Origin of the sequence: Deinococcus peraridilitoris DSM 19664 (genome assembly GCF_000317835.1) — a bacterium.
Lineage (GTDB): Bacteria > Deinococcota > Deinococci > Deinococcales > Deinococcaceae > Deinococcus_A > Deinococcus_A peraridilitoris.
Map to the genome: position 1 here is coordinate 740368 of NC_019793.1, position 14451 is coordinate 754818.

Sequence of the window (14451 nt, forward strand, 5' to 3'; positions counted from 1 at the left end):
TGCGGCGCCCGGACAGCAGGTTTCAGGGAGCCAGGAAGCGAACCAGGGCCCGTGCGTCGTGTGGCGCGTGCGCGTGAATGTCGTTGTCGAAATACACGTACACGTCGCGCGGCCTCAGGCTCGCCGTGCAAGCCGCGATCCGCCTGGCGTCGGTCGGCTCGCTGCCTTCCTGCCAGCAGCGCACGCGGGCCGCCCAATACCGAAGTTCTTCTTCGGTGTAAGCGCTCGCATACAGCTCACGCGAGCCGTGCAGCCGGACATAGACAAAATCGGCGGTCACGTCCTCGATCAGGGGAAAATGCCCGGCGGCGTCCGCCACCACCAGCGCTACGCCGTGGCGACGCAGCTGCGCCGTGAAGTCGGGCGTCAGAAAACTGTCATGACGCACTTCCAGCGCGTGACGCAGCGGCGCGTCATGCTCGGCCCGGGTCCAGGCCCGCCCGTGGAGGCGCTCGTCGTGCCCGGCTGCCAGGGCCGCCGCCTGGGTGGTATCCCGGGGCAGCTGCGTCAGGAACGACTCCAGCACCTGTGGATCGTAGGGCACGTGCGCAGGAAGCTGCCACAGGAATGGTCCCAGCTTGTGCGCGAGCAGCAGCACCCCGGAAGCGTAAAAGTTCGCCAGGGCGCTCTCCACGCCGCGCAGCCGTTTGAGGTGGGTGATAAAACGCCCGCCTTTCACCGCGAACACGAAATCATCGGGCGTTTCCCGAAACCAGCGCCCATAACTGCCGGGCCGCTGCAGGCTGTAAAAGGACCCGTTGAGTTCCAGGCTGTCAAAGGTCTGTGCGGCGTGCGTGAGTTCCAGGCGCTGGGCCAGCCCTTTCGGGTAGAACGTGCCGCGCCAGTGCGGATAAGTCCATCCCGACGTGCCGATGTACACTTTGCCGCGCTGCATGCTTCTACCGTAGTGGCGAACGCGCACTCGGGCGTAAGGGGCACTTGAGCCGCCCATCACGAAAGTTTCCCCGGTCGTGGTAATGATGAGCGCAGTCTCTTCTCACTTTGAGGAGGGCAATGGACGGAGGGATTTCATGACCATTTCCGAGCTGGCCGGCAAAACGGCCCCACATGCACTGCTGACCAACATTCCGCGGCTGATCAGCCACTACTACGCCCTGCGTCCAAATCTGGACGACCCGGCCCAGCGGGCCACCTTCGGTACCAGCGGCCACCGGGGGAACAGCTTCAACGCTTCCTTTACCGACGCACACATTGCTGCCATCACGCAGGCAGTCGCCGAGTACCGGCGGCGCGACGGCGTTACCGGGCCGCTCTTTCTGGGCATGGACACCCACGCGCTCAGCGAAGCCGCCTGGGGCACCGCACTGGAAGTACTGGCCGCCAACGGGGTGGAGGTGCGCTACCAGAGTGGCCTGGGATACACGCCGACGCCGCTGGTGTCACACGCCATCCTCACGCACAACGCGGGTGGAGGGCAGCTGGCCGACGGCATCGTCATCACACCCAGCCACAATCCACCGCAGGACGGCGGCTTCAAATACAACCCGCCCAGCGGTGGCCCGGCAGACACTGCCACCACCAAGTGGATCGAGGACCGTGCAAACGACCTGCTGGCCGCGCAACTTACCGGTGTCAAACGCGTTCACCTGCAAGAAGCACTCTCGATGCCAAACGTGCAGGAGCATGATTTCGTGCAGCCGTATGTGCTCGATCTGGTGAACGTCGTGAACATGGACGCCATCAAGACGAGCGGCGTGCGCCTCGCGGTGGACCCGATGGGCGGCGCGAGCCTCGCGGTGTGGCAGGCTATCCGGGAAACCTACGGCTTTGACCTCACGATCGTGAACGACCGCGTCGATCCCACCTTCTCGTTCATGTCCGTCGACAAGGACGGCAAGATCCGCATGGACTGCTCCAGCCCCTACGCCATGGCGAACCTGCTGGGGTTGCGCGAATCCTTCGATGTGGCCATCGGAAACGATCCCGACGCGGACCGGCATGGCATCATCACGCCCAGCGGCCTGATGAACCCCAATCACTACCTCGCCGTGAGCATCAATTACCTGTTCCAGCATCGCCCCCAGTGGTCCCGCGAGACGGGCATCGGCAAAACCCTGGTGAGCAGCTCCATCATCGACCGGGTCGCCGCGGGCCTGGGCCGGCGTCTGGTGGAGGTCCCGGTGGGCTTCAAGTACTTCGTGCCCGGTCTGGTGGACGGCTCTTTGGGCTTTGGTGGCGAGGAAAGTGCGGGCGCGTCGTTTCTGCGCCTGGATGGAAGCGCGTGGAGCACGGACAAGGACGGCATCATTCTTGGTCTGCTGGCCGCCGAAATCACGGCAGTCACGGGCCAGACGCCCGACGTGCATTACCGTGAGCTGGCCCGGCAGTACGGCGAAAGTGCCTACAACCGCATGGACGCGCCCGCCAACGCCACACAGAAAAAGACGCTCGCGAACCTCTCTCCCGAGCTGGTAAACGCCCAGGAACTGGCCGGTGAAGTGATCACTGCCAAACTCACGCGCGCACCAGGCAATGGTGAAGCCATCGGCGGTTTGAAAGTCACCACCGAAAATGCCTGGTTCGCCGCACGACCAAGCGGCACCGAGGACGTCTATAAAATCTACGCCGAGAGCTTTCTGGGGCAAGAACACCTAGAACGCGTGATGCGTGAAGCGCGTGAGGTGGTCAATGCTGCGTTCGCGGTGGCCGGTGCCTGAGGCAGGCAGGAGGTAGGCAGACCTTGAGGAGTGAATCACCGGCAGGCGCCCTCAAGGGGTGTTGAGCGAAGCTTGCGGCGACGCTCAACGTGTTTGCGAACAATAACAGTCAAGGAGGCGCGCATGCCCTACAAAAATGTTTCGGATTTGCCCGAAGCTCAGGTGGATCAATATTCAGCACATCAGAAAGAAGCGTTTTTGAAAGCGTTCAACAACGCCCTGGAACAATACGACGGTGATGAGCACCGGGCCTTCGCGGTGGCGCACAGCGCCGCCAAGAAAGCAGGCGAACACCAGGAGACCTCGCGCTGAGCTTTACTCAGGCGCCGCCCAGTCGGTCCTGAGCCACACCAGAAAGTTATAGGCACTGAACGCGAGCCAGAAGTTGCGCTCGCGTTTTTTGTGGGCAAAACCGGCCAGCCAGGGCAAGGCCAGCTGAACGAACACGCTCGACAGTTCCAGGCGTCCGTGCCAGCGAAATGGGACGATCCTGAGCAGGCCGAGGGGTGTGCGGGTGGTCGTGACGGCCAGCGCGATCAACACGCCGAAGCTGCGTGAAGCGGTGCGTGCGGGACCGCTCAGCCCCTCGCTGATCAGCAGCAGCAGTGGAAACGTCAGGTAGTCCACGCGGGCATGCCCACGCCGGTCAAGCAGGCGTGGGCGCTCAAATCGCATGTGAAACCTTTCCACACTCGACCAAGCAGCACCGCACCCGTGTTCGGGAGTGAATTTTTCTGTCAGTGGAACGCACAAGTCGGGCGAAATCCTGCGCTATGCGATTTTCAAGCATGAGACATTTTCCCGTCTACAAGTGGCCCCCGCCTTGCTGAACGCCTCACGCAAAACAGCCGAAATTTCGCGCAACAGTCACGACCACCTCATCCATTAAAAGCAGTGAGAAAAGAGTAAAGACATTTTATCACCAAATGCTGCATTAACCTGTGCTCCCATAGGCGCATGCGGCGCCGCTTTGTTTACTCCTTTACCATTTTTCTCATGCTAAGCGCTTCCGCTCCCGGTCTGGCATCGCCAACGGTCGTGCAGGTCCAACCAGGAGACACCCTGACCCTGCTGTCCAAAAAATACGGTGTGAGCGTGCCACGGCTGATGCAGCTTAATCACCTGAAAAGTTCGACCATTCGGGTCGGCCAGCCGTTGCGCCTGCGCAGGCAGGCTGCCCACGCCAGAACGGTGGCAAAACCAGCGGTGGTCAAAGCTCACACTCCTCTCCGGAAAGCCACTCGGCCCACCCGGCTTGCAAAGCCTGGAAAAATCACCGCCACGGTCACGGCTGCGCGAACCGTGGCGCCTGCTCAGGTCACCGTCAGGCCCGGTGATACCCTGAGCACTCTCGCCCTGCGCCACAAGACCACGGTGGCCCAACTGCAACGCCTGAACAAGCTCAAGTCGAGCACCATCACGGTGGGACAGCGACTCCGCATCAAAGCGCCCGCGCCCCGCAAACCCGACGTCAATCTGGTTCGTGGCAAGGTGCTGGGCGTACCCGTGGTGCTGATCGAGGTGGACATGCGTAATCCCAACGTCTTTATCACACCGGTCCTGCCCCGACACGGCCTGGGCAATGGTGCCAGCCTGAAGGCCCTGACGCTGCAATCGGGTGCGAAAGCCCTGATCAACGGTGGATACTTTCATCCACGGTCATTCATTCCCGCGGGCGATCTGGTGGTTCACGGACGTTACATCTCGACGGGCCGGGTGCCCACTGCAGTGGCCATCACGCCCGACAACCGGGTAGCCATTCACCCGGTGCAGGCCGTACAGTTCGCGTCCTGGCGCGGCTTCGAGACGGTAATTGCCAGCGGCCCGCATGTCCTGAGGCGGGGGGTGGTCGCGCGGCACGTCTCGCAGGGATACCGTGATCCGGCCGTGTTCGGTCGCGCTGCCCGCAGCGCCCTGGGCGTTCGCGGTGATCAGCAGCTGATCTTTATGAGCAGCAAGACGCTGCTGACAACCAGCGAGGTCGCCAAGATCATGCAGCGGGCCGGAGCGCGCGAAGCGATTCTGCTCGACGGAGGCTCCAGCACTGGGATCGCCTGGCAGGGCAACGTGCTCTATGCACCCAGCCGCCAGCTTTCCTACGGCATCGGCATCTATGCCAATTACCGAGGCAAACGGCAGGGCCGCTGACCCTGGACCGGAAAAGAGACGTGTCGTACAGGCGGCACCGACCCATATGTAAGATGAGTCGCCTTTTATGACACAGCCTCAGGGGATACTGAGTCGCTTCCAAGTACGCACTCTGTCAAGGCGCGCATGGGATTTCGTGCGTGCTCGTACGGTCTGGAAGCAAGAGGAGCTCAGCATGGCTGTTGGAAAAGTAAAATGGTTTAACGCGGAAAAAGGCTTTGGTTTTATTGAAACCCCCGGTAGCCCCGATGTGTTCGCGCACTTCAGCGCGATTCAGGGCAGCGGCTTCAAGAAACTGAACGAAGGCGACGAAGTCGAGTTCGAAATTGAAGAAGGCCAGCGTGGCAAAGGTCCGCAAGCCAAGAACATCGTGGTGACGAAAGCCGCCCCGGTGAGCGAGTACAACGACCGCCCGCGCCGCGACAGCCGCTGGTAATCTCACTTACTCCAGAGAGGACCCGATCGGGTCCTCTCTTTTTTGTATGTGATGAGGGTGACGTCGTGGCGTTCCACATTGCCGGATAGACCTTGACTGCCAGTGGAAACCTGAATGACTGCGGGGCGACTGCGGGAGTGTGTCCTCCTGGTACAGCAGCCAGATGAGATGACCACGACGCGGCTTTACCAGCAGTTTTACCCATTCGTCCGAACGGGCGTCGTCCCAGGGAAGGCTTTGGTTCGGTGCGCTTTACAGCGTCTCCAACCTCATTTTCCGGGCAGGCGGGAATCTGCGCACAGCGGCGACGGACGAATCCTGCTAGGGTGGCGTGTGCCGAAAGATGATCTGGTGATACACGGACGCATTCCTGAAAAAGCCATCCGCTCGGCCCTGGAAGCGCTCCGGCTTGACAACGAGCTGAGCGAAGTCGGGTGGAAAGCATCGAAGAGCAAGCCTCCCCGCCCCACCAAAGTGCTGTTCGAAGCGGACGACATTCAGGATTTGCGCAAAGCCAAAACCCGCCTAGAAAAGCTCCTGACCGATGCCGGTTTCGACCTGTATCCCTGAGCCGGGCCACACCACCAGGGGCCTGCCGCAGCTGCGGCAGGCCCCTTGGCCATACTGGGAACCCACCACACTTGCACGGGCCCGTGGCGCGCCGCAGTCGGCCGGGACGAAAGGCGCGGCGTTACAAGAGCGCGATGTAGGACCGGCTCGGCTCGCCCCAGCCGAAGTAAGCGGCAATGACTGCGAACAGCAGGTGCAGCCCCATCACATCCTGTGTGAGTGGCAGCAGGGCAGGCAACTGAGTCGCGCCCGGCACAAACCCCAGCACGGCCAGGGCCGCACCCGTGATGGCTGCCAGACGCGCATAAAAAATCGAGGTGCGGTACTGTCCCGAACCGGCCAGCCCCACCACGCCCAGCAGCAGATACAGCAGATTGAGCCAGGGACCAACTGGCAGTATGCCCAGCAACAGTCTTCCGGCCGAGGTGTCACCTGAAGACAGTACCAGGGAAAGGTACCCCAGTATTGCGAATGCCAGCCAGCTTCCACCCATACATAAGGCAAATTGACGAATCATGGTCCTCCGGGCCAACAGGGGGGATCTCACAGCGCAACTCAGCGTTTTCTCATTATTCTTGAAATACACGCCAAAAGCTCTTCACAATTTAATGAGACATTCTTCACGTTCTGCCGTGGCTGTGACCCGTTGAGACACCGCCGGCGATCAGGTGGGCTGCCCGCAAAGGCTCGGGAATAAGGCCGGTCACGGTGAAGCGTTGCAGCGCCATGTCAGCCTCGTCAAGCGAGAGCCCTACGCGTTGCACCCAGACGCCCCTCACCGGCTGCATGGCGCCGAGACGCTGGATCAGGCGCCATTTGCGGGCACCCCCCGGAACGCGTTCAAGCAGTGCCCGGCGGACCGCGCCGTAGTCCGGCTGACGGCGGGCCACGATCAACACGGGCAGGCCGGTCTGCCGATGCAACCAGAACGCATCCACCACGTTGAAGCCCGCGAGCGCCACACCCTGCAAAAAGACCAGCTGCACGTGTTTGTGGAAGGTGCTGCCCATCAGCAGCTCGGAAAGCACCCGGGCACTGTTGGCCCCGTCACGCCGCACGACACCGCTGAGCACTCCGTGCAAGGTCGTACCAGCGTATACCGTTCCGATCACCCGCACGTTGCCCCGGTGCGTCCGGGAAAACGGCGCGTCGTCAAAACCGATGGCGTGACCCAGCTTCATGAAGTCCCTGTTCCCCGAGCGCCACTCGTGTTCTTGCTCCACCGGCTACCTTCAGCCTCTGCCCAGACCGGACCCATCAGCAGGCAGAGGGCCCCGGGTCACTGCTCCCAGGGCCCTACCAGCGACGCTCAGACCAGCCTTGCAGCAAGCGGTTTCTCTTGGTCGGTCAGCAGACCACGACTGCTCAGCGGGCCGTGGTTGCCGAGCGGTCAGATCCCCAGCCGAAGTAGGCAGCAACAGCAGCCGTCACCGCGTGCAGCCAGACGTCGTTGCCGTGCAGCGGCACCAGACCGAACATGGTGTTGAGGCCAGGAATCAGTCCCATCACGGCCAGCAGGGCGTACAGCACGGTCAGACCACGCGCGAAACCCACTGCGCTGCCCAGCGTGCGGTAAGACGCGATTCCCCAGGCGCCAATGGCCAGGTGAACAACGTTGTGAATGATATTCACGGGGAAAATTCCCAACAGGCGGCCGTGCAGCGTATCGACCGCCAGATCTGGACCAGCGGGCGGACTCAGCAGCCCAGGAATAAAGCCCATCAGGCCGACCAACAGGTACACCACACCAACAACCAACGCAAATGTCTTGACCATCTTTGCCTCCTTGGGCCCTGAGAACCAAAGCATCTGCCGGGTGAACGTCATTAAGCCAGATTGATACCAACACCCGGTCGCGCTCATCGTAAGATGCGCCGCGAACGGCGACCAGCGAGCAAAACCTCATCTATCTCTCATCAAATGTCGGTCATCTTGGCCAATAACACACCTTGAGAACGCGCTCACCTGGACCACGACACCCACCCCGAGGATGAGAGAAAGGAGGAACGGAATGCTCCACCATCAAGCAGGCCTCACACGTTCATGAAGATGAAGCGCCTCTCTCCGGTCGGCGGTCTGCAGGAACTGCGTCCGGACGTCGCCCGGCTGCTGCTGGTCATGGTCAACGTCTACATCATCGGCCAGCGCCAGGGGCCATGGGTGCTGGTCGATGCTGGTCTGCACGGCACTGCCGGTACCATCGCGCGTGTTGCCGAGGAGCGCCAGGGCCGTCCGCCCGAGGCGATCATCCTGACTCACGGGCACTTCGACCATGTGGGCGCCCTGAAAGAACTGATTGAGCGCTGGCAGGTGCCGATCTACGCACACCCGCTGGAACTGCCTTACCTGACCGGTCTCTCGGCTTACCCGCCACCCGACCCGGGGGTCTCGATGGGCGCCATGGCCCTGTCGTCTCCCCTGTATCCGGCAGGTCCGTTCGATTTCCGTCCGCACGTGCACCCCCTGCCCGAAGACGGTCACCTGCCAGGCGCGCCCGGCTGGCGCTGGCTGCCTACCCCCGGTCACTCGCCTGGTCACGTCAGTTTGTGGCGCGAAGCAGACCGCACCCTCATCGTGGGAGACGCGTTCGTCACGACAGCGCAGGAGTCGGTGTTCTCGGCCTTGACCCAGTTTCCCACCGAGGTGCGCCGTCCACCTGCCTACTTCACGCCTGACTGGAACGCTGCGCGTGAATCGGTGGTGCAGCTTGAGGCGTTGCAGCCCGACCTGGCGGCCACAGGACACGGAACACCCATGTGGAACGAACTGCTGCGTCAGGAGCTGCGGGTCCTGGCCCGCAATTTCGACACGCTCGCGCGCCCGCGTAACGGCCGCTACACGCTGGAAGGTGCCACCGCCGACGAGCGGGGCGTGCAGTCCGTGCCTCCCCTGCCCGCCGCCGATCCGAACAGCGGCATGAAAGTTGGAATCGCCCTGGGCGCACTGGCCCTGGGCGCGCTCTTCACGCTGCGGCGGTAAGAAGAAAAACGCTGCGGCGATTCAGAGAAGGCAACCGCTGGGGACTGCCTTCTCTGAATCGTCAGTGGCTCGGTGTTGCCGCGAGCCAGTTTGCGGGTGCGCTTGCCCACCAATCGAGCAAGCGCACCGGTCCGTCCAAAACCCGCGGGACCGAAAGGAAGGCGTTCAGCGAAGGCCCAGCAGCTCGACTTCGAAGATCAGGGTGGCGTTGGCGGGAATGACGCCGCCCGCGCCGCGTGCGCCGTAACCCAGGTGCGGGGGAATGGTCAGGCGGACCTTGTCACCCACGCGCATCTGACTCACGCCCTCGTCCCAGCCCTGAATGACGTGACCCTGACCCAGCGGAAACTCGAAGGGTGTGCCCCGGTCGACGCTGGAATCGAACTTGGTGCCATCGGTCAACCAGCCGGTGTAGTGCACACTGGCCATCTGGCCCTTCTGGGCTTGCGCGCCCTGGCCTTCTTGCAGTTTCTCTACTTGCAGCTCGCCCGTCGAATCGGTCATGCAGGCAGCATACACGCCCGGCTGAAGTCTCTCCAGTCGGCTGCCCGCGTTACTGCCGCACCACCTGTGCCGGTCCGACCAGACGCAGGGTCGTATGCTCACCGTGCGTGAGCAGCGGAAACGAGGGGCCCTGCACCAGCAACTCCAGCGGATGCAAGCTGCCTGCCGAGCGTGGAAGCCCGCTCAACTGGACCGTGTAGGTCACGTCGTGTCCCTTGTACTCGCGGGAAACGATGCTGACGGGTACACCGCCCTCACCCAGGCGGAAATCTTCGGGACGCAGACTCAGCATCACCGGACCACGCAGCGGTTCGGGCAAAGGCACCTCACCGAGTGCCGTCTCGGCGTGCGCGCCGTGTGCGGTGCCGCTGAGCAGGTTGCTGCGGCCCAGAAAGCTGGCGACGAAAGCGCTGCGCGGCGTGCGGTACACATCATCGGGAGCGCCGAGCTGCTCGATGATACCGCCGCGCAGCACCGCCAGCCGGTCACTGAACGCCAGCGCCTCTTCCTGATCGTGGGTGACCAGCACCGCCGTCATGTTCGCTTCGCGCAAGATGGAGTGCATCTCGGCGCGCGTGGCGTGCCGCAGGGCCGCGTCGAGGTTCGAGAACGGCTCGTCGAGCAGCAACAGCCGGGGTTTTGGCGCCAAGGCGCGCGCCAGCGCCACGCGCTGCTGCTGCCCACCGGACAGCTGATGTGGAAAACGTTGCTCAAAGACCGTGAGCCCTACCATGGCGAGCACCTCGCGGGCACGCTCGCGCCGGTCACGGCCCCGCAGACCGAACATCACGTTCTGCAACACGCTGAGATGCGGGAAGAGCGCGTATTCCTGAAACACCATGCCCACGCCACGCTGCTCCGGGGCCACATAAGCACCCTCGCCCGCGACCCGCTCGCCGGCCACGCGCACCTCACCCACGTCCGGCTGCTCGAACCCCGCCACCAGGCGCAGCAGCGTGGTCTTGCCACAGCCTGATGGGCCCAGCAGCGTCAGCAGCTCCCCTTCCTGCACGCTGAGGTTCACGTCGGTCAGCACGCATGGCAGGCCACGCCCGAAACTCTTGCTGACGCCGCGCAGCTCCAGCACCGCCGTCATGACGCGCCTCCGCGGCCTCCACGCGCCTGGCGGAGAATCAGGGCGGAAGCCACGGTGGACACCGCGACCAGCATCAGGGCGTAAGGAGCAGCTTCAGCGAACATCGCTTCGGAAGTGTAGCTCCAAACATCGGTGGCCAGGGTGTTGAAGCCGCTTGGAGAAAGCAGAAAGGTGAGCGGTAGTTCCTTGAGGGCAGAAAGCAACACCAGCGCTGTCGCTGCCAGCAGGCCAGGACGCAGCAGCGGCAGGGTCACCAGCCGGAAGGCCCCGAACCCCGTATGGCCCAGCATGCGCGCAGCGTCCTCCAGACGCTCGGTGGCCTGATACAGCGCGCTGCGCACCGGGCCGATGGCCTCTGCCAGAAAGTGCAGCGCGTAGGCCAGCACCAGCAGCGTCAACGTCTGGTATAGCGGGGGCACAGTGCGGAGAGTGAAGAAAATCAGCGCCAGCGCGTAAGCGAGCGGAGGTGTGGCATAACCGACGTACGCCGCGCGCTCCATCAGCCGCGTCAGGGCCGAAGGAAATCGCACGCCCAGATAAGCCAGCGGCAAGGCGAGCAGCGCCGCGATGACCGCGGCAGGCGCGGCCACCTGCAGGGAGTTGAGCAGCGCAGGCCACAGACCGCGCAGTGCTCCGCTGGCCAGGCCCCGCCCCAGCCAGTACAGCAGCGAAGCCATCGGCACCAGCAGCGCCGCACCGGCCACCAGCGCACAAAAGAGCAGCGCCGGCCAGCGCCACATTCCCAGGTGCACGGGCGCCACGCGGCGCGCGGTTCCGCTGCCGACACGCGCGAAACGCAGGTGACGCAACAACCGCGCCTCGAACATCAAGGTGGCTCCGGTGAGCAACAGCAGCATCAGCGAAAGCCACGCGGCGCCCGTCCGGTCAAAGGAGCCGTTGTACTGCTGGTAAATGGCGTAACTGAAGGTTTCGAAACGCATCAGGCTGACGACACCAAAGTCACCCAGCACATGCAGCACCACCAGCAGCGCGCCTGCCAGTGCTGCCGGACGCAGCTGCGGCAGGGTCACGCGCCAGAAGGTGGCCAGCGGTCCATGACCGAGTGCGCGGGCCGCTTCTTCGAGGCTGGGGTCAAGCCCGCGCAAGGACGTCCAGAAATTCAGGAACAGGTAGGGAAAGGTGAACAGCGTCAGGATGCCCAATGCGCCCCAGTAGCCGCTGGGACGGGGCCACGCGAAGCCGGTGAGCGCGTCGATCAGGCCTCCCGTTCCGCTCGCCGCGATCATGGCGTACGCTCCGACGTAGCCTGGAATCGCCAGTGGCAGCACCCCGATCAGGACCAGCAGGCCGCGCGGGCGCAGATCGCTGCGCGTGGTCAGCCAGGCGAGCGGCAGCGCCAGCAGCGTGGTGGCCAGCAGCACACTTCCGGTCAGCAGCACGGTGTTGCCGAGCAACCAGACATTGCGCTCGCGGAGCACGATGGCACGCAGCTCCGCGGGTTCGACTTCGAACGCGCGCACCACCAGATAAGCCAGCGGTACCAGCACGAAGGCGGCCACACAGGCAGCAACGAAGAGCAGGAAACGTGGAAAACGGGCATGCCGCACAGGTCGCGCGGCTTGCCCTGGCCCGGCGGATGACCGCCGGGCTTTGTTCAGCATTCCTGCCTCATTCCGGCAGCGTCCTCATGAAGGGCATTACAGCAGGCCTGCCTCGCGCAGCAGCTTGAGGGCAGGCTCCAGACGGACTCCCAGCTTCTCCTGGTCGATCCTGGGGCTGCGGTTCATGGCGTCCTGAAATGGCAGGAGGGTGGTGGGCAGAATGGTGTTGCCGCTCACCGGGTACTCGAAGAGCTCACCCGTGAAGAACTGCTGCGCCTTGCTGTCCAGCAGGTAACGTACCAGCTTCAGCGCGTCGGGCATGTTCCTGGTGTTTTTCAGCACGCCGACGCCGGTGACAAGCGAGAGGCTTCCGGGATCGCCCGCCGCGAAGTAGTGCGTCCCGATGGGTGCACCGGACTTCACAAAACGCTGGATGTAGTAGTGGTTGGTCAGGCCGAGGTCGATTTCGCCTCCGCGAATGGCTTCCATCATGGCAACGTTGGACGCCGCGTAGGATTTGGGTTCCAGGGCCTTCATACCGGCAATCCACTCGCGGGTGGCCTGCTCACCCTTGAGGGCGATCATCGCGCCGATGAAGTCCTGAAAGCTGGAGTAGGTGGGTGTCCAGCCGATGCGCCCCTTCAGCTGCGTCATCTTGGGCAGGTCCATGACGCTGGCCGGCAGCTGCTCGGGTTTCAGCTTGCCCGTGTTGTAGGCCAGGGTGCGAAAGCGAATGGTCAGGGGCGCCCAGCCGCGCGCTTCGGGGGTGAAGGTCGCAGGAACCTTGCTGGTGATGTTTTCCGGGAGCGTCAGCAGCAGCTTGCTTTGCACGGCGGTGCCCAGTGCACCGGAAGTGTTCGACCAGAACAGGTCGGCGGGCGTACGCGCCCCTTCTTCCTGCAGGGCCGCGAGCAGCGCGGCGTCGGTACCGTAGCGCACGTTGACCTTGATGCCGGTGTCTATTTCGAATTGTTGGACAATGGGGTCCACCAGGCCCTTGCCGCGCCCCGAGTACACGGTGAGGGTCTTGGTCTGCGCGAGGGCGCTGCCAATCAGCAGCAGGGAGGTGGTTGCAAGCAAAATCTGTTTCATACTGCGCCAATCCTAAGTAAGCTGCTCGGAATTGTCAATTCCCACGCCCGGACCTGGCCCCCGGCAGACGAAGTGCACCTGCCCCCCTACGGGCTACTACCGCGCAGACCGCGTCTGATCGGGCAACCACAACCTTTTTACCCAGACGTTGCCCGACCAGGCACCGCTGAGGTGCTGCACGAAAAAAGAGTTGAACGACGCATAGTACACCGGAGCTGGCAGATCGCTCGATGGATAGCTTCCCTGGCTACCGATGACCTTGACCGGAAAGGACAGCGCGAGCGCCCCTACCACGAAAAAACCCACCACAAAGCCGCTCACCGCGCCCACGCCCAGATGCCAGGTCTGGGTCACCACATGCCGGAATACCTGCGAGGCCAGCCACGACGCGCCCAGACCGACCACGACCGACAACAAGACCGCCAGTCCCGGCCAGGGTGAGAAGCCGGCGAGCAAAACGCCCACCACCGTCAGCACCGCCCACAGCGCGCCCCCCAGGCCCCGCCGCAGGCCCAGTACCGTCACAGCGGCCCACACCGTGACCAAAAGCGCGTCCAACCAGGTGATCATCTGTTCATCATTGTACGCTCATGGCGCGCAGGCCACCAGCCGCCTTTCATGAGCGCAGGCGGGCGGCAGCTTGGTGCCGGGTGGGCCCATCAGCCCAAGTGTCACACTTGCCGGGGTCACCGGTCCTACAAGCGCCTAAGATACGAACATGATTCGTGTGCTGCTGGCCGACGATCACGCCCTGTTCCGCCAAGGACTGCGCAGTTTGCTGGAAAGCGAAGGCTTTCGGGTGATCGGCGAAGCGGTGAGCGGCCGGGAAGCGGTTCGCTACGCCGCCGAAACCCACCCCGACGTCATCCTGATGGACATCCAGATGCCCGAGCTCGATGGCGTAAAAGCCACCCAGAGCATTCTGGAAATCGATCCGAACGCCCGGGTCATCATGATCACCATGTACCGTCAGGACCGCTACGTCTTCGAGGCTGTCAAGGCAGGTGCCCGTGGCTATATCCTCAAGGACGCCGACGCCACCACCCTCATCGACGCCATCAAACGAGTCGCCGCCGGCGAGGCGCTGCTCGACGACGCGCTGGCGCAAAGTGTACTGGACGATTTCCGTGACAAGAAGGAAATTTTGCCCTCCGAGAAGCACAGCGACCTCAACGAACGCGAAACGACCATCCTCAAACTGCTGGCTCAGGGATACAGCAACCAGGACATCGCCCTGCGGCTCGACATCTCCGAAAAGACCGTGCGCAACCGCCTGTCCGAGATTTTCACGAAGCTGCAGCTCAACAACCGCACGCAGGCTGCCCTGTATGCCATCCGCGAAGGCATCGCCAACCTTGAGTGACCGTTCGGCGCACCCGGACGTGA

At 63.3% G+C, this 14451-nt stretch carries 17 protein-coding genes; 7 read left to right on the plus strand and 10 right to left on the minus strand.

Annotated elements, in window-relative coordinates; translation table 11 throughout:
- Positions 1–22 precede the first annotated feature (22 nt).
- Entirely contained in the window at positions 23–895 is an 873-nt protein-coding gene (locus DEIPE_RS03580) for a DUF72 domain-containing protein (RefSeq protein WP_041230680.1), read from the minus strand.
- A gap of 136 nt (positions 896–1031) precedes the next feature.
- Here DEIPE_RS03580 and pgm point away from each other — a divergent pair, with 136 nt between their 5' ends.
- Both pgm and DEIPE_RS03590 read left to right on the plus strand, forming a co-directional pair.
- A complete protein-coding gene (pgm, locus tag DEIPE_RS03585; RefSeq protein WP_015234621.1) occupies positions 1032–2678 on the plus strand; it encodes a phosphoglucomutase (alpha-D-glucose-1,6-bisphosphate-dependent) in 1647 nt (548 codons plus the stop codon).
- A gap of 123 nt (positions 2679–2801) precedes the next feature.
- Positions 2802–2990, plus strand: coding sequence for a ChaB family protein (locus DEIPE_RS03590; protein WP_015234622.1), 189 nt, complete (start codon positions 2802–2804; stop codon positions 2988–2990).
- Positions 2991–2993: 3 nt separating this feature from the next.
- Here the strand turns inward: DEIPE_RS03590 and DEIPE_RS03595 are convergent, their stop codons facing one another.
- Positions 2994–3353: a hypothetical protein gene (locus tag DEIPE_RS03595; RefSeq protein ID WP_015234623.1), complete on the minus strand. Its 360-nt coding sequence runs from the start codon at positions 3351–3353 to the stop codon at positions 2994–2996.
- 321 nt (positions 3354–3674) lie between these two features.
- On the opposite strand from DEIPE_RS03595, the gene DEIPE_RS03600 reads away from it, so the two are divergent.
- The 3 genes from DEIPE_RS03600 to DEIPE_RS03610 all read left to right on the plus strand — a co-directional run bounded on the left by DEIPE_RS03600 (position 3675) and on the right by DEIPE_RS03610 (position 5832).
- The gene (locus tag DEIPE_RS03600; RefSeq protein WP_169316591.1) at positions 3675–4826 is read left to right on the plus strand and encodes a phosphodiester glycosidase family protein; all 1152 of its coding nucleotides are present in this window, start codon (positions 3675–3677) and stop codon (positions 4824–4826) included.
- 175 nt (positions 4827–5001) lie between these two features.
- Positions 5002–5262: a cold-shock protein gene (locus tag DEIPE_RS03605; RefSeq protein ID WP_015234625.1), complete on the plus strand. Its 261-nt coding sequence runs from the start codon at positions 5002–5004 to the stop codon at positions 5260–5262.
- Between the two features lie 333 nt (positions 5263–5595).
- Complete coding sequence (locus tag DEIPE_RS03610) at positions 5596–5832, plus strand: hypothetical protein (RefSeq protein ID WP_015234626.1); 237 nt, start codon at positions 5596–5598, stop codon at positions 5830–5832.
- 121 nt (positions 5833–5953) lie between these two features.
- On the opposite strand, the gene DEIPE_RS03615 is transcribed toward DEIPE_RS03610, so the two are convergent.
- From DEIPE_RS03615 to DEIPE_RS03625, 3 genes are all read right to left on the minus strand, one after another.
- Positions 5954–6349 (minus strand): DUF4383 domain-containing protein, encoded by a 396-nt coding sequence (locus DEIPE_RS03615; protein WP_083865717.1) that lies wholly within the window; start codon positions 6347–6349, stop codon positions 5954–5956.
- Between the two features lie 103 nt (positions 6350–6452).
- Positions 6453–7013 carry an endonuclease dU gene (locus DEIPE_RS03620; RefSeq protein ID WP_015234628.1) on the minus strand — a complete coding sequence of 187 codons (561 nt, stop codon included), beginning with the start codon at positions 7011–7013 and terminating at the stop codon, positions 6453–6455.
- Positions 7014–7197: 184 nt separating this feature from the next.
- Positions 7198–7608, minus strand: a complete 411-nt coding sequence (locus tag DEIPE_RS03625) for a DUF4383 domain-containing protein (RefSeq protein ID WP_015234629.1) — start codon at positions 7606–7608, stop codon at positions 7198–7200.
- A 267-nt stretch (positions 7609–7875) separates the two neighbouring features.
- Here DEIPE_RS03625 and DEIPE_RS03630 point away from each other — a divergent pair, with 267 nt between their 5' ends.
- Positions 7876–8811, plus strand: a complete 936-nt coding sequence (locus tag DEIPE_RS03630) for an MBL fold metallo-hydrolase (RefSeq protein ID WP_015234630.1) — start codon at positions 7876–7878, stop codon at positions 8809–8811.
- A 165-nt stretch (positions 8812–8976) separates the two neighbouring features.
- Here DEIPE_RS03630 and DEIPE_RS03635 read toward each other — a convergent pair whose 3' ends face one another.
- From DEIPE_RS03635 to DEIPE_RS03655, 5 genes are all read right to left on the minus strand, one after another.
- Positions 8977–9315: an FKBP-type peptidyl-prolyl cis-trans isomerase gene (locus DEIPE_RS03635; protein ID WP_015234631.1), complete on the minus strand. Its 339-nt coding sequence runs from the start codon at positions 9313–9315 to the stop codon at positions 8977–8979.
- 49 nt (positions 9316–9364) lie between these two features.
- Entirely contained in the window at positions 9365–10411 is a 1047-nt protein-coding gene (locus DEIPE_RS03640; protein ID WP_015234632.1) for an ABC transporter ATP-binding protein, read from the minus strand.
- Positions 10408–12033 (minus strand): ABC transporter permease, encoded by a 1626-nt coding sequence (locus DEIPE_RS03645; RefSeq protein WP_015234633.1) that lies wholly within the window; start codon positions 12031–12033, stop codon positions 10408–10410. The genes DEIPE_RS03640 and DEIPE_RS03645 overlap by 4 nt, the downstream gene beginning before the upstream one ends.
- Positions 12034–12069: 36 nt before the next feature.
- A complete protein-coding gene (locus DEIPE_RS03650) occupies positions 12070–13065 on the minus strand; it encodes an iron ABC transporter substrate-binding protein (protein ID WP_015234634.1) in 996 nt (331 codons plus the stop codon).
- Positions 13066–13161: 96 nt separating this feature from the next.
- Positions 13162–13635, minus strand: a complete 474-nt coding sequence (locus tag DEIPE_RS03655) for a hypothetical protein (protein ID WP_015234635.1) — start codon at positions 13633–13635, stop codon at positions 13162–13164.
- Positions 13636–13783: 148 nt separating this feature from the next.
- On the opposite strand from DEIPE_RS03655, the gene DEIPE_RS03660 reads away from it, so the two are divergent.
- Positions 13784–14428, plus strand: a complete 645-nt coding sequence (locus tag DEIPE_RS03660; RefSeq protein ID WP_015234636.1) for a response regulator — start codon at positions 13784–13786, stop codon at positions 14426–14428.
- The last annotated feature ends 23 nt before the right edge of the window (positions 14429–14451 follow it).